The organism is Arthrobacter sp. D3-18, from assembly GCF_054408525.1.
On sequence record NZ_CP096440.1, the window covers coordinates 4,614,109 to 4,633,516 of the forward strand.

Genomic DNA, 19,408 nt, shown 5'->3' on the forward strand with positions numbered 1-19,408 from the left:
CCTCGGCAGGGAGGAAACTACAAAACCTTGCCCTTGAAGAACTCGGGACGCAACCGGTACATGACCAACATGACCACCACGCCGAGCAGGATCACGCCCATTCCCAGCACGAACACCAAGCCCACGCCGCCAACGGACGAGCCCGAGCCATACTCCGGGTCCATCGAATCCATGGCCGTCTTGACGAACATGACCAGCAGGATCACGCCTCCCAATAAAGGTGCCAGGAACTTGAAGAAGAACGGACGGACGCCACTAAACGCCGATGCCCGGAAGAACCAGACGCAGGCCAGAGCGGTGATGCCGTAGTAGAAGCAGATCATCATGCCCAAGGCGGTGATGGTGTCCCACAGCGCGTTCTCGGACACAGTCCGGGTGATCACGTAGAAACCAGCGGCAGCGATCGCAGCCGCGATCGTCGCGAAGCTGGGGGACTTGTAGGTGGGGCTGATACGGCCAAAGCGCGGCGAGATGGCGCGGTAGTGACCCATGGCCAGCATGGTGCGCGCCGGTGATACGAACGTCGACTGCAAGGACGCCGCCGAGCTGCTCAGGATGGCCAGCGACATGAGGATTGCGAACGGACCCATCACAGGACCGGCCAGCACGGCGAAGATACTGGACTGGTTCTCGGGGTTGCCGGCGCCCAAACCGGTCTCGCCCACGCCCGCGAAGGACAGCGTAGCCAAGGCAACGGTCATGTAGATGATCACGATGACCAGCACAGTGATGGTCGCTGCACGGCCCGGGGTCTTCTCGGGGTTCTTCGTCTCCTCGTTCATGGTGAGGGTGACGTCCCACCCCCAGTAAATGAAGATCGAGAGCGACACACCCGCGGCGAACGAGGAGAAGGAGTCCACGGCAAACGGGTTGAACCAGTCGGGCGAAATGGCGGTGGCGTCGAAAGCAGTGCCGTTTGATACGTGGACGAACGCTGATACTGCGAACCAGCCCAGCACCAGCAGCTGGAAGGCCACCAGCACGTACTGGACGCCCTTGGTGGTCTCCATGCCGCGGTACGAAATCCAGCAAGCCAAGGCAATGAACACCAGGGTTGTGGCAATGTTCAGGGGCAGGATTTTGCTGAGCTCCCCCAACTCCGGGTTGCTGAAAATCTGCGCGAGCATCAGGTAGAAGAAGTCCACAGCGACGGCGGCAAGGTTGGACAACACGATGATCGTTGCCGCGATCAGCCCCCAGCCACCCATCCAACCGATCCACGGACCGAAGGCGCGCGTGGCCCACGTGAAGGAGGTACCGGCGTCGGGCATTGCGTTGTTCAGTTCGCGGTAGCCGAGCGCCACCAGCAGCATGGGGATGAAGCCCACCAGGAAGATAGCGGGAAGGTGCACGCCAACCTCGGACACGGTGGGGCCAAGGGCCGCTGTCAGCGTATACGCGGGCGCGATGCAGGAAACACCAATCACGACGGCGCCGATCAGGCCCACCGATCCGGCTTTCAGCCCCTTTTCACTCAGGGACGATGTTTCTTTCGACTGGACCGTCTTTGGTGCAGTTGACATGGGTTTTGCCTCTCAGGCGATTGCTAGGAGCTTTGTCGCGTGTAGTCGCGGGGGACCACGATCATGGGAACGGGGAGGGCACGCAGGATCCGGTTGGCGGTGCTCCCCAGGAAGGTGACCCGGTGCTGGGCCAGGCGGCTGGAGCCGATCAGCAGGATTTCGCCATCTTCCCAGTCGAGTCGGTCAACGGCTTCTTCAATGGTGCGGCCCTGAGCGACCACGATCTCAGGTTCCGGCGTCTCCGCAGCAGAACCTCCGACGGCGGCAAGCCGGTCGGCGGCAAGCCGGTCGGCGGCAAGGTGGTCGGCGGCATGCACCCAGGCAGCGTCGGCCAACCCAGGTGAGTAACCGCCGTCGAGCGCCAAGAGGGAGACGAGCCGCAACGGAAGGCCACGGTCGCGCGCGGACTCGACGGCGACGTCGAGCAGTTCATCAGCGCCCGGGCGCGTCCCGAAACCGCAGCTCAAACGCGTGATCGGCTCCATGCGCTGGTAACCGTGGGGGGCCAGAGCTACCGGAACCGGCGACGAGTGGAGCAGTGAACTGGCCACAGAGCCGATTGTGAACCGCTTGAACAGGCCACCGTTGGTGGCACCAATCACCAAGGCCGCCGCATCCATCTCCACGGCAACATCGATCAGTGTCTGAGCTTCGGAGTCACCGCGTCGGATGTGGGCGCGGGCGGTGACGTCCGCCGGCACCAGTGCGAGGCCTTCATCCAGCCATCGCTGCGCCTGCTCATTGAGGATGTCGTTGTAGCCGGCCTCAGGAGGGTAGACGGCGTTGAACGGCGAATCTTCCGGGATCACCAGGACCAGGTCCAGGCTGACATCGTGGTTCCTGGCCAGCGCGACCGCAAGGTGGACGGCGTCGTGCCCCCTCGCGTTGGCGGTGTAGCCCACTACGTAACGCATGGTGGTCCCTTTCTTGTCTTAAACAGTGGAGCCGGCAGGCCGGGGAATGGTGCTCCCCCAGCCTGCCGGTGCGGTGCTGAATGCCTTAAGCGACCGGTACCGGAGCCAGCTTGTTGGCCTCGACGATTCGGGCGGCAGTTGCCTGGCCCATGCGGACGGCACCATCAACGTGCTGGTAGCCCTCGGCCGCGAGGTCGGACGAGGACCAGTAGATCGGTCCCACGTTCGCGTGCTGGTCCTTGCCGTAGCGGTGCAGGCCGCCGAGGTCGTAGCTGGATGCGTAGGCGCCGCGGGTCCATTCTTCGGAGCCCCAGTCGGACTCGTAATAGACCTCCGGGGTGAGTGCCTTGTCGCCAAGGAATCCGGCAATGGACTCGAGGATGGCTTTCTTGCGGTCTTCAGCGCTGAGCTCGAATACGGCGTCGGCCTTTTCGTCGGATACGAAGCCCACCAGGGTGCCTCGAGTGTCGCCGTGGTTGGTGTTGTCGTAGACCTCCTGGACCAGCGCGCCTGCGCTGAAGCCCGTCCCGGAGAGTCCTTCTTCGCGCCAGAACGGCGTGTCGTAAACGGCATGGACCTTGATGACGAGGCCCAGCGACTGGTGCTGGTGCATCTGGTGCTGGCGGCGCGGCAGCGGGGGTTCGAACGAGACGCGGGAGTAGAGGTTCGGCGGTACTGCCATGATCACGTAGCGCGCATTGACGGTTGCCTTCTCCGACACGACAGTTACGTTGTTGTCGTCCCACTTGATGGTGCGAACCGGGCTGTTGAGTACGACGTCGTCACCCAGCTCCGCTGCCTGCAGCAGCGAAACCTGCTGCATACCGCCGATGACGCGCTTGTCCAGGATGAAGTCTTCGTCCGTCAGGTGGGTGAAGGATCCGGCCGATGCGGCCATGAGCACTGCCTGCAGTGCTGAGAAGGCGTGTGCGGGCTTGGTCAGCATGCCACCGGCGATGAAGAGGCCGATGTTGTTGCAGGCTTCCTCATCGTTGGAGTTCTGGCGGAGCCAGTGGTGGAAGGAGATGGTGTCCAGCTCGCGTGCCTTGGGGTGCGCCCAGGGCTCGGTGGGGCCGATCTCGGCGGCGAGACCGTCCAAGATGGCAACAAGCTTATCCATCTCGGCCTTCGTTGTTTCGTTCACCGGGAACGTGTCACCGGTGTACTGGGTGCGTTTGCCGTCGGCGCCGATGTAGACGGACTCGCCTTCCCGGTAGCGCGAGTACATTTTCAGTCCGAGTTCGTCCAGCAACTCCATGAGCACTGTCTGGTCCGGGGATACCCACTGGCCGCCGATCTCCAGCATGGCGCCGTCGATGGTGTCGGTCCAGGTGCGGCCGCCCACTCGGTCGCGTGCTTCGAGCACTGCAACGCTGAGTCCGGCCTTCTTCAGTTCGCGTGCCGCCGTCAGCCCTGACGGTCCGGCACCGACGATCACAACGTCGCGATCAAGATTTTGCATGATGTCCTCTCCGTGGCCGTCCGTGGTGGCTGACCAATAAATGAATGCCATTCATTTATCTCCATAGTAGCGTTGGAGACGCCCACTGTGAAGGCCCGATGGAATAATGCTGGGGACACAGGCAGCAGAAAGGCCTCCGATGCCCGCACCAACGCCCGCCCCTTCCGCCCTCCCGGCCGGCTCCGTACGCCGTCGCGCCGGTCGACCGACGGCGGCGATCCTGGACCAGGACGGGATTACGACGGCGGCGCTCGAGTTGATCAGCAACAAGGGTTACAACGGACTCACCATGGCTGCCCTGGCTCGCTCCCTTGGCGTCGCGCCGTCTGCGCTGTACAACCACGTGGCCTCCAAGGACGACGTATTACTGCTGGTGGAAGACCACTTGGCGGCGATGGTGGATGTCTCCGCTTTCGGCTCGGACCCATGGGATGTTGCAGTGCGTCGTTGGGCGTGGTCCTACCGAGACGTATTCTCGGAGCATACGCCGCTGATACCCGTGATTGCAGTGCTTCCCGTGGCAAATGCCCCCAAAACCTTGGCGATGTACGAGGCCGTGACTGCGGGCTTCCGCGATGCCGGGTTCCCTGAAGAAAAGATCATCTCGGCGATTGTGGCTTTGGAGGCGTTCGTTTTCGGTGCCGCTTATGACGTCACCGCGCCGGAGGACATCTTCGACGCCGGCAGCCTCGCCGAGCAGGTCCCCAACTTCACCGCCGCCGTGGACCGGCTGGCCGCCGAGGAGCACGCTCGGCCGACTGATGTCGCGTTCAACTTGGGACTGGAGGCCCTGATTGCAGGGTTCGGGGCGCTACGACAAGGCGTTTCTGACTAACGCGTACTCAGCCTTCCAGGGGGCCGACGCGGATGCTTATGACGGATGGGTCCGGAAAGTCGTAGACAATGTCGTAGGTGACCGCCAATCCAGTAGACGTGCCTGGACCCAACCTGTGCTTGAACAGATCGACTGGACTGCTGGTCTTCTTGACGTTTTGGAGCCAATATTCTGCGTCATCGGCGTCCAACCCGTAACGGGAAACCCCGTCACGGACGTCCTTTTCCAGGTCCTCCCAGGTGTCGAACCGGTGGTAGAAAGTGACCTCCTTAAAGTCTGAACGCGCGGGGTCCGTTACAAATTTGAGGGTGTCAGAGTTTCCAGACACGGTTCCTTTGGGACCGGCGATGCTGATCTGAATCTCGCGGCCGTCCTGAGCAAAGATCAGGGGGCCTTTCGCAGCGTCCGCAGGTAGACCCACGGCCTCCTTTTCGAGTTTCCCCTTTGTCATATCCAGCTTCGCGGTCCCCTGTGACGTTATACGTTCGGCCCCATCGGACGTCAGGGTGTCGAACTCGCCGGCATCCGGTGCGGTCGCTTGATTGCCCGACACCACCCCCGAGCAGCCGGCCAGGGCAAGGGCTAGCGTGAGGGCGCCAAGGGCTGCTTTCAGGCTCTTCCGGGCTTTACCCGGGATGGCGTTCCCGCCCAAGGGACGCCTGCCCCGCAAATCCTTGTGATAGCCGGCCACTCTTTGTCCTATTTTTCGTTCTGACACATGGGAAGTCTACGAGGACAGGCGGAGTTCGCGCCCAACGTGAGCCGCGCGCTCCAAGTCTTCTAGCGGGAAACACTCTTGTAGTACAAGTTCTAAACTTGTATCCTAAGTGGCAGGCAAGGATGCCGTACCCACTAGGAGAACCATGAGCACCGTAGATCTCATCCGTCATGTCAAGCTATCCACGGCAAGGTTGCCCCTCACTGTGCCCATCAGCGACGCCAAAGTCTTCACCGGCCGGCAAAAGCCCATGACCGAAGTGCTGTTCCTGTTCGCTGAGATCACTACAGAACAGGGCCACAGCGGCATCGGCTTCAGTTACTCAAAGCGTGCCGGCGGACCCGCTCAATATGCCCATGCCAAGGAGGTCGCAGAAGGCATCATCGGCGAGGACCCCAACGACATCGGCAAGATTTACACCAAGCTTCTCTGGGCCGGCGCCTCCGTGGGGCGCTCCGGTGTAGCAACGCAAGCCCTGGCCGCACTAGACATTGCCCTCTACGACCTCAAGGCCAAGCGCGCCGGGCTCCCCCTTGCCAAGCTCCTGGGCTCTTACCGCGACTCGGTCCAGACCTACAACACGTCCGGTGGCTTCCTCAACGCAAGTTTGGATGAGGTCAAGGAACGCGCCACGCGGTCCATCGACGAGGGGATTGGCGGAATCAAAATCAAGGTCGGCCTGCCCGACTCCAAGGAAGATCTCCGCCGCGTCACCGGAGTTCGAGAGCACATCGGCTGGGACGTCCCCCTCATGGTGGACGCGAATCAGCAATGGGACCGCGCCACTGCCTTGCGCATGGGCCGCCAGCTTGAAGAATTCAACCTCATCTGGATCGAAGAACCACTGGACGCGTATGACTTCGAAGGCCATGCGCACCTTGCCCAGGTCCTGGACACGCCCATCGCCACCGGTGAAATGCTGGCGTCCGTCGCGGAGCACAAGGGCCTCATCGATGCCAACAGCTGCGACATCATCCAACCCGATGCTCCCCGCGTTGGCGGCATCACCCAGTTCCTGCGCCTCGCGGCGTTGGCAGATGAGAGAGGGCTGGGCCTCGCCCCGCACTTTGCCATGGAAATCCACCTGCACCTCGCCGCGGCCTATCCGCGCGAGCCTTGGGTGGAGCACTTCGACTGGCTGGACCTGCTGTTCGAGGAGCGCCTGGAAACCAAGAATGGCCGCATGATCGTTCCGGACCGCCCTGGATTGGGTGTCACTTTGAGCGATCAGGCCAGGGAGTGGACCACCGAATCCGTGGAATTCGGCGCGTAATCTTGAACCCATGAGCCGAAACCTGACCGCGGATCTCGCCGCCGACCTTCGCAACCGCATCGTCGACGGCGTCATCCAGCCAGGTGAGAAGCTCCCCAGCGAAAACACCCTCATCAGCGAGTTCGGGGTGAGCCGGACCGTTGTCCGTTCCGCCCTCACCCGTTTGCAGGCCGAGGGACTTGTGGAAACCGAACGCGGACGGGGCAGCTTCGCACTGACCCCGCCCGCGGACGGACCTACGCCTGCACCAGGAACGCGGGCCGTTGGCAGCGTGGAAGAGCGGCTGCAGATGCTCGACTTCCGGATCGGCGTCGAGACCGAAGCCGCAGCACTTGCCGCACGAAACCATACAGAACACCAACTGAAGGCCGTGCACGGCGCCTTGGAGCAGTTCGTTGCGAGCTCAGGCCACCCGGCCCATTCAATGAAGGCCGATTTCGAGTTCCACCGGGCTGTCGCGGCGGCCACCGGCAACCCCTTCTATACGGACTGCATCTCAGCCCTGGGCCAAACCATGATCACCATGCCCCGCCCACGCCTCGTTTCGGGCGATGAGCAGGATTCCCGAGGACGCTTCGAGCAAGTGGTCCACGAACACTCCTCTATATACGCAGCAATCGCGGAGGGCGACCCAGTGGCTGCCGCGGCCGCCATGCGCCTGCACCTGAGCAATTCACGACGCCGGTTCACGGGTTCCGCAGGCAACTGACCTCCCGCCCGCCCGGCCCAAGTAGGTCGCAGTTGAGGTCGTTCTCAGCGCTGGGAACGACCTCAACTGCTACCTACTTGGGTGCGGACAAAACAAAAGAGCCCCGATCCTAAGACCGGGGCTCTTTCAATTGCGTGCGCGAGGGGGGATTTGAACCCCCACACCCTTTCGGATACTGGCACCTGAAGCCAGCGCGTCTGCCGTTCCGCCACTCGCGCGCAACTTCTTTTTCCGGACTTCGGCTGGTCTCCCAGCTTCGTTTCCTTCAAAAGCAGCGAGATCAAGCATAACGGACATCCAGAGCAAAACACCAATCGGCCGGTAGGACGAGGCCCCGCACAGCCCGACAGCACCCCAACAACACCGGAACCAGACGAAAATTTCAGCCCCCGCCTCCCGCGCCAACAAGGGCCGGGAACGAACTTTTCCGGGTCGCAAGGCGTTGTGGATTAAGGCCATTCCCAGTCAGTCCCAGTAGTATCGGGAAGTGGAAGGGCCGTCAGGCGCGTACTTCGCCGTGTGCGCAGACGGAGCAATGCACGGACTATCGGACCAGGCACAATGGGTGCCGCGGCAAGGAAAGGAGAAGGACCATGGGTTTGCTGGACAAAGTCGAGCGCGGCATTGAAAAGGCCGTCCGCAACGTCTTCTCCACGGGGTCGCGGGCACGTGTTGAGCCAGTGGAGATCGCAAGCAAGCTGAGGCGCGAGTTGGACAACAAGTCCATCACTATCGCAGCCGGGCGGACACTCGCTCCCAATGTTTTTGATGTCCTCCTCAGCGATGAAGACTTCGCCCGGGCCCAGGAATGGGGAACACCGCTCGCCGAGGAACTGTGCGACGTCGTAATCCAGCACGTCCGCAGCCAGGGTTACACGCTCCAAGGCGCTGTCCGCATTTCGTTCCGGCGCAATGACGAAGAACGCGCAGGACATTTCGAAATCAACTCCCGGACCGAAAAATCGTCCGATGACGCGGCCCCTGCTCCACAAGCTCCACGTGCCCATGTTCCTGCTGCCCCGGCACGGCAACCTACCCGCCTCCAGCCCGTGCTGGACATTGGTGGCCAGCGGTATTCCCTCAACGCCCACTCAGTGGTGCTGGGCCGCTCATCGGAAGCCGACATCCTTGTAGACGACACAGGCGTTTCACGGAAACACCTTGAGGTCCGCACGGAGAACGGCGGTACCTGGGCTGTTGATCTCGGCTCCACTAATGGCAGTTACGTCAACGGGCATAAAGTGAACGGCAGCGTGGAGCTGACAGACGGCTCAACCATCACGATGGGACGTACCAAGATCATTTTCCGCCTACTCCCCCAAACCCCGGGTGGCCACGCGTGAACGACATCAGCGAACTGACCATCACAGCGCTTCGCTTCGGGTTCCTCCTACTGTTGTGGGTCCTGATCTTCAGCATTGTGACCACCATGCGCCGCGACTTCCAGATTGGCCGCAAGGCCGTAACTGGCGTTCCCACCGCACGCGAAGTGCGCAAGCACCCTGAGCTCGCAGCTTCTCCGCCGCCTGCAATCCAGCATGCGCGCACACTGGTAGTCACGGAGGGCCCTCTCAAGGGCACCACGGTTCCCCTGGCTGCCAGCCCCATCCTGCTCGGCCGCGCACAGGAAGCCACGCTTGTCCTGGAAGATGATTACGCTTCCGGGCGGCATGCGCGTCTATTCCCGCAGGGCAGCCGCTGGTTTATCGAAGACCTCGGCTCCACTAACGGCACCTACCTGGCCGATCAACAGCTCACCCGCGCTTTGCCGGTTGAGCTTGGCGTCCCCGTGAGAATCGGCAAGACGGTCATTGAATTGAGGCCGTAGTCCATGGCTTCTTCCGAGACCCCCAAAGGCCAGGAAAAGCCTGCGGAGCGCCCGCTCATCATGCGCTACGCCGCGCGTTCCGACGTCGGACGGATCCGCTCCAAGAATGACGACTCCGCTTATGTGGGCCGCCATCTTGCAGTGGTGGCCGATGGCATGGGCGGTCACGCCGGCGGTGATGTCGCTTCCGCGTCAACGGTCCTGGACATGATCCACCTTGATCATGACGATTACCCTGAGGGCGCGGACACCGTCCTGGCCGACGAGATCCAGACCGCAAATTCGCTGCTCTCCGAGCTTGTCCACCAGAATCCCAAGCTTTCGGGCATGGGCACCACGGTCACGGCGCTGCTCCTGGAGGGCCGCAAGCTTCATTTCGCCCACATTGGCGATTCCCGTGCCTACCGGTTGCGCAACAAGAAGTTCGAGCAGGTCAGCATTGACCACACATTCGTGCAGCGCCTTATTGACGAAGGCCGCCTCCGCCCGGAGGAAGCGGAAACGCATCCGCACAAGAACGTCCTCATGCGGGTCCTCGGCGACGTCGACGCCAGCCCCGAGCTGGACTTGGATGTCCTGGACGTCGAACCGGGCGAACGCTGGCTGCTGTGCTCCGACGGGCTCAACTATGTAGCCGGCCACGTGGTGGAGCGCATGGTCCGCGAGACGAAGGACCTGCGCGAATGTGCTGAGATCCTGGTGGATCTGACGCTGGAAGCCGGCGCCCCGGACAACGTCACCGTGGTGATGTTGGAGATCTCGGAGGAGACCGACGACGACGTCAACACCGCCGCCGTCGACGTCGTTCCGGCAGCAGCGCTTGCCGCTGTTGACGAGCCGGAGGCAGTCACAGCCACCAAGTCCGCCGACGACCTGGCTGCGGACAAAGCGGCAGAGGGCGCCAAAGCCGAGTCCCACGCCAAAGCCGCGCGGGATGCCGATGCTGGATCATCGTTTAGTGCGGGAGATCCGGACGACAAAGAGGACGAGGCTGCATCGTCAGACGAGTCCACAGAGCCCCCCACCACTACCGACCCCCATTTGGGTGAGCACCTCTCGGCTGAAGTGCTGCGCGAGGAGTTGGCCAGCCGCCCCCACGAACTAGTTGGCGCTGCAGCCACGGCAGCTGAAACGGGCTCCATTCCCACCGTGGCGGGCCGTACTGTCGCACGCAGGGCAGCAACGGTCCTCACGCATAAAGCTGAGCAAGACCGCATTGAGATCGAAGAGCCAGCACGTCGCCGCGTGCGTTGGCTGATGCCTGCCGTTGCGGCCGTGGTTGTCCTGGGCGTGGTGGTTGGCCTGTGGCTTGGCTATGCCTGGACGCAGACGCGCTATTACATAGGTGAGTACGATCAGCGGGTCGCCATCTTCAACGGGATCTCTCAGAGGCTCGGACCCATTCAGCTCTCGCGGCTCGAAGCCGTTACCGATATCAGGGTGGATTCATTGCCGGAATACGGCCAGCAGAGCGTACGCCAAACAGTTCCGGCGGGTGACCTCGACAGTGCACAGGGCATTGTGGAGAACCTGAGGAACACGGGCAGCGCTTCAGCCAACTGCCCGAGCACCCCACCGGCCACAGCTTCGGGATCGGCTACCCCGACGCCCACGCCGTCAGCCACTGTGCCCATACCCAGCACGGCTGCCGTTGCCAGCCCCACACCTTCACCCGTCCCGACTCCCTGTGAGGCGGCCAAATGATGCAGACTGAGATAGCACCCAAACCACGCCGGAATGTCGAGCTGGTTCTCATCGTCCTGGCCCTTGCCGTAGGCATCGGCGCAAGTGCGTTGGTGAGCATCAACTCGGAAGTCGGGCTGGATAGCGACTTCTGGTTCCAGTCGAGCCTCCTGGCGGTTGCTGCTTTCGCGTTCCATGTGGTGCTCAGGCTCCGGGCTAAATATGCCGATCCAGTAATACTTCCGATCGTGGTAGCTCTCAACGGCCTCGGGCTTGCCCTGATTCACCGTATGGACGGCCCCGCGGACGATACTGGAAACAACCAACTGCGGTGGACACTCATCGCCATGGCGGTCTCCATCGCAGTGATTTGGTTCCTCAAGGACCACCGCATTCTTCGCCGTTTTACATACATCTCCTTGGCGGTCAGTGCCTTCCTCCTGGTCCTTCCCTTGATTCCAGGCATCTCCGCTGGCGAAATCCTGGGTGCGCGCGTCTGGATCCGAGTAGGTCCCATGACGTTCCAGCCCGGTGAAATCGCCAAAATCACTCTCGCCATATTCTTTGCCGGGTATCTATCCTCCAACCGGGACCTGATTCTGTTGGCTGGCCGAAAGATCGGCCCCATGCAGTTCCCACGGTTCAAGGACCTTGGCCCCATGATCACGGCCTGGCTCGTGAGCATTGGTGTTCTCGTCTTCCAGCGTGACCTTGGATCTTCCATCCTCTTCTTCGGCCTGTTCATCGTGATGATCTACGTGGCCACCAGCCGGATCTCGTGGGTGGTCATCGGACTGCTCCTCATTCTGGGCGGCGGCTTCATTGCCTCCCAGATCTTTTCCCACGTGGCGTTCCGCATAGACAGCTGGATCAATGCGTTTACACCGGAGGTCTTCGGCAGATCTCCCGGAGGTAGCGGGCAGATCGTAGAGGGCTTGTTCGGAATGGCCGACGGCGGACTGGTTGGCACCGGCCTTGGCCAGGGCCGGCCGGATCTGGTGCCCTTCGCCAATAGCGACATGATCGTTGCCCTCATCGGCGAGGAGCTGGGCCTCATCGGCCTCTTCGCCGTGGTGATGCTTTATCTGCTGCTCTTCACTCGAGGCTTCCGTGCAGCCTTGGGCACCCGCGATGCCTTCGGAAAGCTCCTGGCATGTGGTTTGTCCTTTGCGATTGCCTTGCAGTGCTTTGTGGTCATCGGAGGCGTTACCCGGCTCATCCCTTTGACCGGCCTCACTACTCCGTTCCTTGCCGCTGGTGGTTCCTCGCTTCTGGCCAACTGGATAATCGTTGGCCTGCTGCTCATGATTTCCAACACGGCACGCGGCCCAGTGGACACCACTCCCATGGTCAACAAGCCTCCGGCAAGCAGTAGCACTCCGGGAACACGTAAACCGGCCACAGGCCAGACACCCAGCGCACCAACGGAGGCGGTGAAGCACCAATGAACCAGGCTATTCGCAGCAGCTGGATGGCTGCCGTCGCCATGTTTGCGTTGATTTTCGGCGCCATCAGCTATGTTCAGGTGATTGGTGCTGATGACCTTAATGCCAACCCTTGGAACCAACGCGCCGTTCTGGCGTCATTCTGTAATGAACGTGGCTCCATTATTGTGGCTGGCAAGCCGGTAGTTGAGTCGGTCCCAGGTACTGAGTCCTGCGCCTTCCAGCGCAAGTACAACCAGCCTGAGTTGTATGCCGGAATCACCGGATACTTCTCCAAGTTCTTCGGTTCAAGCGGCCTGGAACAGTCCATGGGAGAAACCCTGGCAGGAAACTCTGATCAGCTGTTCCTGGATCGTATGAGTCAGATGTTCCTCGGCAAAGAGCCTAAGGGCGCATCCGTTGAATTGACCTTGGATCCATCCCTCCAGCAGTTGGCCATGGATCTGATTCCTGAGGGCCAGCGCGGCTCCATTGTGGTCACCAACCCCAAGACCGGCGCCATCCTGGCTATGGCTTCCAAGCCAACGTACGATCCCAACTTGATTGCCACCCATGACAAAACAACCGCTGATGCTAATTACGCGCAGCTGCTCGAGATTCCCGGCATCAACCTGAACCAAAGCGTCAGCGGCCCTACGGGTAACCTGCTCTCGCCAGGATCGGTCTTCAAACTCATTGATACCGCGGCTGCGCTGAACTCGGGCAAGTACAACAAGGACAGCGAGCTGCCGAATCCCAGCAGCCTGCCATTGCCCGGAAGCAGTGCCAGCCTGCCCAACTATGCCGGCGGTAACTGCAACGTCCGCGAAACAGCGTCCTTCGCGTTCGCTTTGGAGCAGTCGTGCAACACGCCGTTCGCGAGCATCGCACTTGACCTCGGCCAGGATGCCATCCGGGAGCAAGCGCAAAAGTTCGGCTTCGGTCAGGACTTCGGCGATCAGCTCAAGCTCCAGCAAGCCACCAGTGTCTTCCCCGAGGACCTCGACCAGGCCCAGCTCGCGCAGTCATCGGTGGGCCAGCGCGACGTCAAGGCCACTCCGCTGCAGATCAACATGATGACAGCGGCCATCGCCAATGGCGGGGTGCAGATGAAGCCCAACCTGGTTGAGGCCATCCGTGCACCCGATCTGCGCGTCATCAACGAACCCAAGCCTGAGGCGCTCCGCACCAGCACCACGCAGCCCATCGCGAGCCAAATCACCGAGTGGATGACCAGCGCCGTGGATAACGGAATCGCCAGGGGCGCAGCCGTTCCCGGCGTCAAAGTGGCCGGCAAGACCGGCACAGCCGAGCTCGGTGACTCAGGTTTGAACAACTCATGGTTTACCGGGTTCGCCCCGGCAAACGACCCGCAAGTAGCCGTCACCATTGTCATGGAGAGTGTGGACGTGCAAACCGGGGCCCAGCTAACCAGTCCGAACGCAAAGAAGATTTTTGAGGCGGTGTTGAATAAGTGAGGCCTACTTCGGGAATCACACTCGGCGGCAGGTTCCAGCTGACCAGTCGCATTGCGATTGGCGGCATGGGCGAGGTCTGGAAGGCCAAGGACCAGATCCTCGGCCGGATCGTTGCCATCAAGGTGCTTAAGGAGGAATACACGGGTGACCCCGGGTTCCTACAGCGCTTCCGTGCCGAGGCGCGTCACACCGCCCTCCTCAACCACGTGGGCATCGCCAACGTCTTCGATTACGGCGAGGAAGCCGGTTCAGCCTACCTGGTCATGGAGCTCGTTCCCGGACACCCCTTGAGCGGCATCCTCGAGCGTGAGCAGGTGCTCTCGCCGGACATGACGCTCTCCATCATCTCGCAGACAGCCCGCGCTCTTGCCGTTGCGCACGCGCAGGGCCTCGTCCACCGCGATATCAAGCCGGGTAACCTGCTGATCACGCCGGACAACCGCGTCAAGGTCACCGACTTCGGCATTGCCAGGTTGGCAGACCAGGTGCCGCTCACACAGACCGGCCAGGTCATGGGCACCGCCCAGTATTTGGCACCGGAGCAGGCGACGGGCCAGACCGCTACGGGTTCTTCAGACATCTATTCGCTCGGCGTCATCGGCTACGAGTGCCTCACCGGCCACCGTCCGTTCTCCGGTGAATCTCAGATCGCCATTGCCCTGGCGCAGGTGAATGACGCGCCGCCGCCCCTTCCGGAGACGCTGCCCACCCCCGTGCGGGCACTGCTCATGTCCATGTTGGCCAAGGATCCCAAAAACCGTCCGGCCAACGCCATCAAACTGGCCGAAGCCGCGGAAGCCATCCGCAACGGTGACATCGCCACCGCCCACGCCGCCGTCCCCGGAATGCTGCTGTTCGAATCCAATACCGGCCCCATCACGGCGCCGGTCGACACGGCAACGGCACCCACCGGCGTCGTTAGCTCGCCTTACGGCAAGGAACAGTCGACGACGGCGACGTCCGCACTGCCCGTGCTCGGCGCCGGGGCAGCCGGGGCTGCTCTTGGAGCCGCCGCCGCGTCTTCTGCTAACCCCCTGACGCGCGCAAACGCGCTGGAGGCCGAGCGTCAGCTCAACGACGACGAAGTGGTCTACACCGAAGAAGAGAACTTCGACGATCCTGAGCCGGAACGCAAAAAGCGCAGTCCGTGGACCTGGCCCCTGGTTGCCTTGATTCTGCTGGTGCTGTTTGCTTTGGTTGGTTTCCTGATTTCGCAGTCGGGTTTCTTCGCGCCCAGCCCCGCGCCCATCGAGACAACCACCACGAGCCCCAGCCGGAGCGCGAGTCCTACTTCCACTTCAGCTACGCCCTCGCCGCGGCCGACGGAGACCTCTGAGGCACCCCAGCCATCGCAGTCGGTTCCCCAGAAGATCAACATCATCCCGGAGGAGTACGTGGGCCAGCAGTTCGAGACGGTCAGCGCGCAACTTCGTGCATTGGGCTTCGGAGTGGATGGCCAGGAGGTCTTCGACGACACAGCCGAGGCAGGGATCGTCACGACTCTCAACCCCACCGGCCCTCGCGAGCCTGGCGAAACCATCACCGTCACCTACTCAAAGGGCCCCCAGCTGGTGGCTGTCCCCGCCATCGGAGTAGGGGTTGACGAATCGCGGATTCGACAGGCAATCGAAGGAGCCGGTCTTTTGTGGGTTGCAGGAGAACCCGTGAACGGTGCCATCGGCCAGCAGCCGGGAACGTTCGTCCGTTCCTCGCCGGCAGCTGGAACCCAGGTACCCGCAGGATCAACGGTCACTTATTACCTGTCCAAGGCCCTGGTTCCGGTTGATCCGGGCTCGTCGAGTGCCACCCCCAGCGGCTCCGGCAGCCCGAGCGACTAAGTAAACGCCATGTCAACGTCACGTCCAGGTCCTGCGCATCGAGAGGAGAGCACACCTGTGTCCTCCCAGCGCATCCTCAATTCCCGCTATGAACTTGGCGAGCTGATCGGTCGTGGCGGCATGGCGGACGTCTACCGGGGAACGGACACCTTGCTGGGACGGACCGTTGCCGTGAAGGTGCTGCGCGCGGACCTCGCACGGGATCCCCAGTTCCAGGCCCGTTTCAAACGCGAAGCCCAGGCTGTAGCGGCCTTGAACCATCCCTCCATCGTGGCCATCTTCGATACCGGAGAATATTCGGTTCCGGGAGGTCCTGGGGAAGACGTGCGCGTCCCCTACATCGTCATGGAGTACGTGGCCGGACGCACCCTGCGCGACATGATCAAGGCGAACGAGCTTGGTGTGGAGAACTCCATCGGCTTCACTCTGGGGGTCCTTGGCGCCCTTGAATACAGCCACCGCGCAGGCATCGTCCACCGCGACATCAAGCCAGCCAATGTGATGGTCTGTGCCGACACCGGCGATGTGAAGGTCATGGACTTCGGAATTGCGCGCGCCATGGCCGATTCCGCAGCCACCATGACGCAAACACAAGCCGTAGTGGGCACCGCGCAATATCTTTCGCCGGAGCAGGCCCGTGGTGAAACGGTGGATGCGCGCAGTGACCTCTACTCGGCGGGTTGCCTCCTTTTCGAACTGCTGACCAGCAGGCCTCCGTTCATCGGCGACAGCCCCGTATCAGTTGCCTACCAGCACGTCCGCGAGACCCCGGACCCGCCCAGTGCCCACAACCCGGAAGTCACCGAAGCCCTGGATTCAGTCCTGGTAAAGGCGCTGCAGAAGAGCCGGACGGATCGCTTTCAGGACGCTGCCGCCTTCCGCCGTGCCCTGCGTGCGGCCAGCAACGGCATTCCCGTACCTGCGGTGGCGGCCAGTGAGGCCCCTACCGACCCCAACGACCTCGTGGAACCTGAAGACCCGGCAACAGAGCTTTTGAGCACCACAGCCGTGGGCTTCCTCGATGCCGGGCAGTTCAAGGACGAGCCAGTTGATCAGCCCCAGGAAGAGCCTCTTCCCTTGGGCCTCCCACCGGAACGTGAGCTGCCGGCGCGGCAGAAGTCCCGGCGTCGTGCCTGGGTTGCCACCTTGGTGATTTTCACCCTACTGGTGCTGGCCGGCGGTGGCTTCTGGCTCTACAGCCTCATGAACATGCAACCACCGCCGCCGGCAAAAATAGCCGTACCGGCTGTGACCAACATGTCCGAAAGCCAAGCGATCCAGGAACTCTTCACAGCCAAGCTGAAGCCCAAGTCCGTGCGTGAGCCCAGCGACAGCGTGGCCAAGGATATGGCCATCGGCACGACGCCGATTGCTGGTGCCCTGTTGGAACAAGATGCCGAAGTGATCCTCAAAATATCCAGCGGTCCCAGCTCAGTCACCATCCCGGCGGACATCGTGGGTCGCACTGACTCGGACGCGCGCGACGCTTTGCGCAGGCTTGGCATCACAGGCGACATCGTGACAACGCTGTCCCACAGTCCCACCGTTCCCGCAGGCGTTGTGATCAGCACGGCTCCCGCCCCTGGTGGCGCGATCGCCGTGGAGTCCAAGGTGGAGCTGCAGGTTTCCACGGGCAAGGTCCTCATGCCCCAGCTGATCGCTTTGCCGGCGACTGAAGCTGAAGCGGCACTGAAGGCCAAGGGACTGACCATGGCAGTGGTGGAGCAAGAGAATTCTCAAGTGCCGGCGGGGGTTGTCACAGCTCAGAGCGATGCCTTCAACACGGAGGTTGCCCAGGGCAAAGTGGTGACTGTGACGGTGGCCAAGGCCCCGGCTCCAGCACCCACACCTACCCCGACGCCAACAGAGACCGAAAAACCGACGCCGAAGCCCACGCCCACGGCAACCAAGAAGTAGGCGGCTTCGGCTGTCGCCGCTGGCACCCGGAAGCGGGCGTCTAAGCGAGGAACGAGCGAGCCCGCGGAGGGTGTCAGCGGCGACAGCCCTGCCACACCTACTGCTTGATCAGCGGGCTCAACTTCGATGCGCGCTCGGCTGCCCCGGTCATGCCCAGGGACTCCAACCAGTTACCCAGCATCTGATACCCGCCCTCGGTGAGCACCGATTCCGGGTGGAACTGGACGCCGCACAGGGGCGCGGTCTTGTGCTGCAGGCCCATCACCACTCCGTTGGTGGTCTCGGCGGTGATCTCCAGGACGTCCGGGATGGAGTCCCGTACAGCCGCGAGTGAGTGGTAGCGCGTTGCCGTGACAGGCGAGGGTAGGCCGGCGAAAACGCTCTTGCCTTCGTGACTCACGGGGGAAGTCTTGCCGTGCATAAGTTCCGGCGCGTGAGTCACCACTCCGCCATAGGCCTCTGCGAGGGCCTGATGTCCCAAGCAGACACCGAACATAGGCTTGGCGGCCTCGCCACACCATTTGATGAGCTCGATGCAGACGCCCGCTTCAGCAGGGGTGCCAGGGCCCGGGGAGACGAGGACGCCGTCGCGGCTTGCTGCGAGCTCGGTGGCCTCGGCAAGCGTCACGTCGTCGTTGCGGACCACCGTTGTCTCGGCGCCGAGTTCCTGGAGGTATCCCACCAGGGTGTAGACGAAGCTGTCGTAGTTATCCACTACAAGAATTTTTGTTGTGCTCATGGCTGCTGCACTGAACCAATCGTTGAGTCGGTCAAAGTGGTGAATTGGGAGAACCACGGGAAGAGGAACTCGACCATCAGTACCAGGGCTACGCCCACTAGTACCAAGGATGTCAGGATCCGCACCCACAAAGGGCCTGGCAAATTACGGAAGATCCACGCGTACATTCGTTACCCCTTTCCGTGTGCCCGGGCTACTTGGGCGGCGATTTCCGACGGCGGTCCGGCTGAGGCAGGTTGCCAACTATCCAGCATTGAGTACGCGATGATGCGTTCCTGTGCCCCGAACCGCGGGTTGCAACTGGTCATGGTGAGGATACTTTCCGTGGGCTGGACCCCCGGTTCGGTGGGAACGGGCATCAAAACGTCCGTGCGGTCCGGGAGGACAATCTGGTTATTGCGGAAGACGTAGGTGTAGTAGCCGTCGGCCGTCTGGATATAGATCTTGTCCCCGGGAACCAGGGTGTGGATGTTGTCCAGTACCGCGCCGTGGGTTTGGCGATGGCCCGCTACTGCGAAGTTTCCCGGCGCGCCGGGCATGGAGGTGCTCCCGTAGTGTCCGAGTCCCAAGGTGTCCAGGACGTCCGAACCGGTGCCCTCGATGATGGGGCGCGTGTAGTCGAGGCCGAAGCGGGGGATGTACATAATCCCGATCATTCCGGCGTATGCCGGCGCCGGTGCAACCACAGGTGGCCCATAGTCCACGGGCGCGGCAGGTGCTGCCGGAGTTACGGGGCCGGAGAATTCCTGAGCGAAGCTCTTGACCGCTTCAGTTTGCTTGGCATCCGCTTCCACGTTGGTCCACCACAGTTCCCAGCCCACAAAGAGGAGCAGAACTATGCCTGCGGTGATGAGCAGTTCGCCCAGGATCTGGCTGATTTTCCGGAAGACATCCGATGCCCGGAGACGCTTTCGGGGGCGCAGTTCCTGCTCTTGGCGGGCGGACGGCATGGCCGAAGCCGCCGTCTGCTGCTGATGCGCCACAGGGTCTCCTTGCATAGGGCGCGGGCGGCACGGGCGGACCCAGGTTGCGGCTAGACTTGACAGCTAGAACGAACCCGGAACGCC

17 protein-coding genes and 1 tRNA gene are annotated in these 19,408 nt (G+C 62.2%); 10 read left to right on the forward strand and 8 right to left on the reverse strand.

All coding sequences use genetic code 11. The annotated features are described in order from the left end of the window. Nucleotides 1-17 precede the first annotated feature (17 nt). The 3 genes from M1D89_RS23720 to M1D89_RS23730 all read right to left on the reverse strand — a co-directional run bounded on the left by M1D89_RS23720 (nt 18) and on the right by M1D89_RS23730 (nt 3,950). On the reverse strand, nt 18-1,523 hold the full coding sequence (locus M1D89_RS23720) for an APC family permease (protein ID WP_498647528.1): 1,506 nt from the start codon (nt 1,521-1,523) through the stop codon (nt 18-20). A 23-nt stretch (nt 1,524-1,546) separates the two neighbouring features. Beyond that, nucleotides 1,547-2,437, reverse strand: a complete 891-nt coding sequence (locus M1D89_RS23725; RefSeq protein ID WP_498647529.1) for a universal stress protein — start codon at nt 2,435-2,437, stop codon at nt 1,547-1,549. Nucleotides 2,438-2,522: 85 nt separating this feature from the next. Beyond that, entirely contained in the window at nt 2,523-3,950 is a 1,428-nt protein-coding gene (locus M1D89_RS23730; RefSeq protein WP_498647531.1) for a flavin monoamine oxidase family protein, read from the reverse strand. A gap of 55 nt (nt 3,951-4,005) precedes the next feature. Here M1D89_RS23730 and M1D89_RS23735 point away from each other — a divergent pair, with 55 nt between their 5' ends. Beyond that, nucleotides 4,006-4,734 (forward strand): TetR/AcrR family transcriptional regulator, encoded by a 729-nt coding sequence (locus M1D89_RS23735; RefSeq protein WP_498647533.1) that lies wholly within the window; start codon nt 4,006-4,008, stop codon nt 4,732-4,734. A 7-nt stretch (nt 4,735-4,741) separates the two neighbouring features. On the opposite strand, the gene M1D89_RS23740 is transcribed toward M1D89_RS23735, so the two are convergent. Next, nucleotides 4,742-5,452 (reverse strand): hypothetical protein, encoded by a 711-nt coding sequence (locus M1D89_RS23740; RefSeq protein ID WP_498647535.1) that lies wholly within the window; start codon nt 5,450-5,452, stop codon nt 4,742-4,744. Nucleotides 5,453-5,597: 145 nt separating this feature from the next. Here M1D89_RS23740 and M1D89_RS23745 point away from each other — a divergent pair, with 145 nt between their 5' ends. Beyond that, nucleotides 5,598-6,725, forward strand: coding sequence for an L-talarate/galactarate dehydratase (locus M1D89_RS23745; protein WP_498647537.1), 1,128 nt, complete (start codon nt 5,598-5,600; stop codon nt 6,723-6,725). A 10-nt stretch (nt 6,726-6,735) separates the two neighbouring features. Continuing rightward, nucleotides 6,736-7,434, forward strand: a complete 699-nt coding sequence (locus M1D89_RS23750) for a FadR/GntR family transcriptional regulator (protein WP_498647540.1) — start codon at nt 6,736-6,738, stop codon at nt 7,432-7,434. 135 nt (nt 7,435-7,569) lie between these two features. On the opposite strand, the gene M1D89_RS23755 is transcribed toward M1D89_RS23750, so the two are convergent. Further along, a tRNA-Leu gene (locus M1D89_RS23755) sits at nt 7,570-7,652 on the reverse strand. 375 nt (nt 7,653-8,027) lie between these two features. Between M1D89_RS23755 and M1D89_RS23760 the strand changes: the two genes are divergently transcribed. Genes M1D89_RS23760 through pknB form a run of 7 tightly spaced genes read left to right on the forward strand, consistent with a single transcriptional unit; the run spans nt 8,028 to nt 17,602 of the window. Then, complete coding sequence (locus M1D89_RS23760; RefSeq protein ID WP_091464318.1) at nt 8,028-8,777, forward strand: FHA domain-containing protein; 750 nt, start codon at nt 8,028-8,030, stop codon at nt 8,775-8,777. A gap of 5 nt (nt 8,778-8,782) precedes the next feature. After that, nucleotides 8,783-9,262 carry an FHA domain-containing protein FhaB/FipA gene (locus tag M1D89_RS23765; protein ID WP_024818875.1) on the forward strand — a complete coding sequence of 160 codons (480 nt, stop codon included), beginning with the start codon at nt 8,783-8,785 and terminating at the stop codon, nt 9,260-9,262. A 3-nt stretch (nt 9,263-9,265) separates the two neighbouring features. Next, on the forward strand, nt 9,266-10,966 hold the full coding sequence (locus M1D89_RS23770) for a PP2C family protein-serine/threonine phosphatase (RefSeq protein ID WP_498647543.1): 1,701 nt from the start codon (nt 9,266-9,268) through the stop codon (nt 10,964-10,966). Then, nucleotides 10,963-12,393 (forward strand): FtsW/RodA/SpoVE family cell cycle protein, encoded by a 1,431-nt coding sequence (locus M1D89_RS23775; protein ID WP_498647545.1) that lies wholly within the window; start codon nt 10,963-10,965, stop codon nt 12,391-12,393. Before M1D89_RS23770 ends, M1D89_RS23775 begins: the two co-directional genes overlap by 4 nt. Next, nucleotides 12,390-13,847: a penicillin-binding transpeptidase domain-containing protein gene (locus M1D89_RS23780; RefSeq protein WP_498647547.1), complete on the forward strand. Its 1,458-nt coding sequence runs from the start codon at nt 12,390-12,392 to the stop codon at nt 13,845-13,847. Before M1D89_RS23775 ends, M1D89_RS23780 begins: the two co-directional genes overlap by 4 nt. After that, the gene (locus tag M1D89_RS23785; RefSeq protein ID WP_498647549.1) at nt 13,844-15,685 is read left to right on the forward strand and encodes a protein kinase domain-containing protein; all 1,842 of its coding nucleotides are present in this window, start codon (nt 13,844-13,846) and stop codon (nt 15,683-15,685) included. Before M1D89_RS23780 ends, M1D89_RS23785 begins: the two co-directional genes overlap by 4 nt. 9 nt (nt 15,686-15,694) lie before the next feature. Further along, entirely contained in the window at nt 15,695-17,602 is a 1,908-nt protein-coding gene (pknB, locus tag M1D89_RS23790) for a Stk1 family PASTA domain-containing Ser/Thr kinase (RefSeq protein ID WP_498647551.1), read from the forward strand. A gap of 97 nt (nt 17,603-17,699) precedes the next feature. Here the strand turns inward: pknB and M1D89_RS23795 are convergent, their stop codons facing one another. The 3 genes from M1D89_RS23795 to M1D89_RS23805 are packed head-to-tail and all read right to left on the reverse strand — an operon-like array spanning nt 17,700 to nt 19,339. After that, a complete protein-coding gene (locus tag M1D89_RS23795) occupies nt 17,700-18,341 on the reverse strand; it encodes an aminodeoxychorismate/anthranilate synthase component II (protein ID WP_017199771.1) in 642 nt (213 codons plus the stop codon). Continuing rightward, nucleotides 18,338-18,508: a hypothetical protein gene (locus M1D89_RS23800; RefSeq protein WP_011772805.1), complete on the reverse strand. Its 171-nt coding sequence runs from the start codon at nt 18,506-18,508 to the stop codon at nt 18,338-18,340. Before M1D89_RS23800 ends, M1D89_RS23795 begins: the two co-directional genes overlap by 4 nt. Nucleotides 18,509-18,511: 3 nt before the next feature. Then, complete coding sequence (locus M1D89_RS23805) at nt 18,512-19,339, reverse strand: class E sortase (protein ID WP_498647554.1); 828 nt, start codon at nt 19,337-19,339, stop codon at nt 18,512-18,514. Nucleotides 19,340-19,408: the final 69 nt, after the last annotated feature.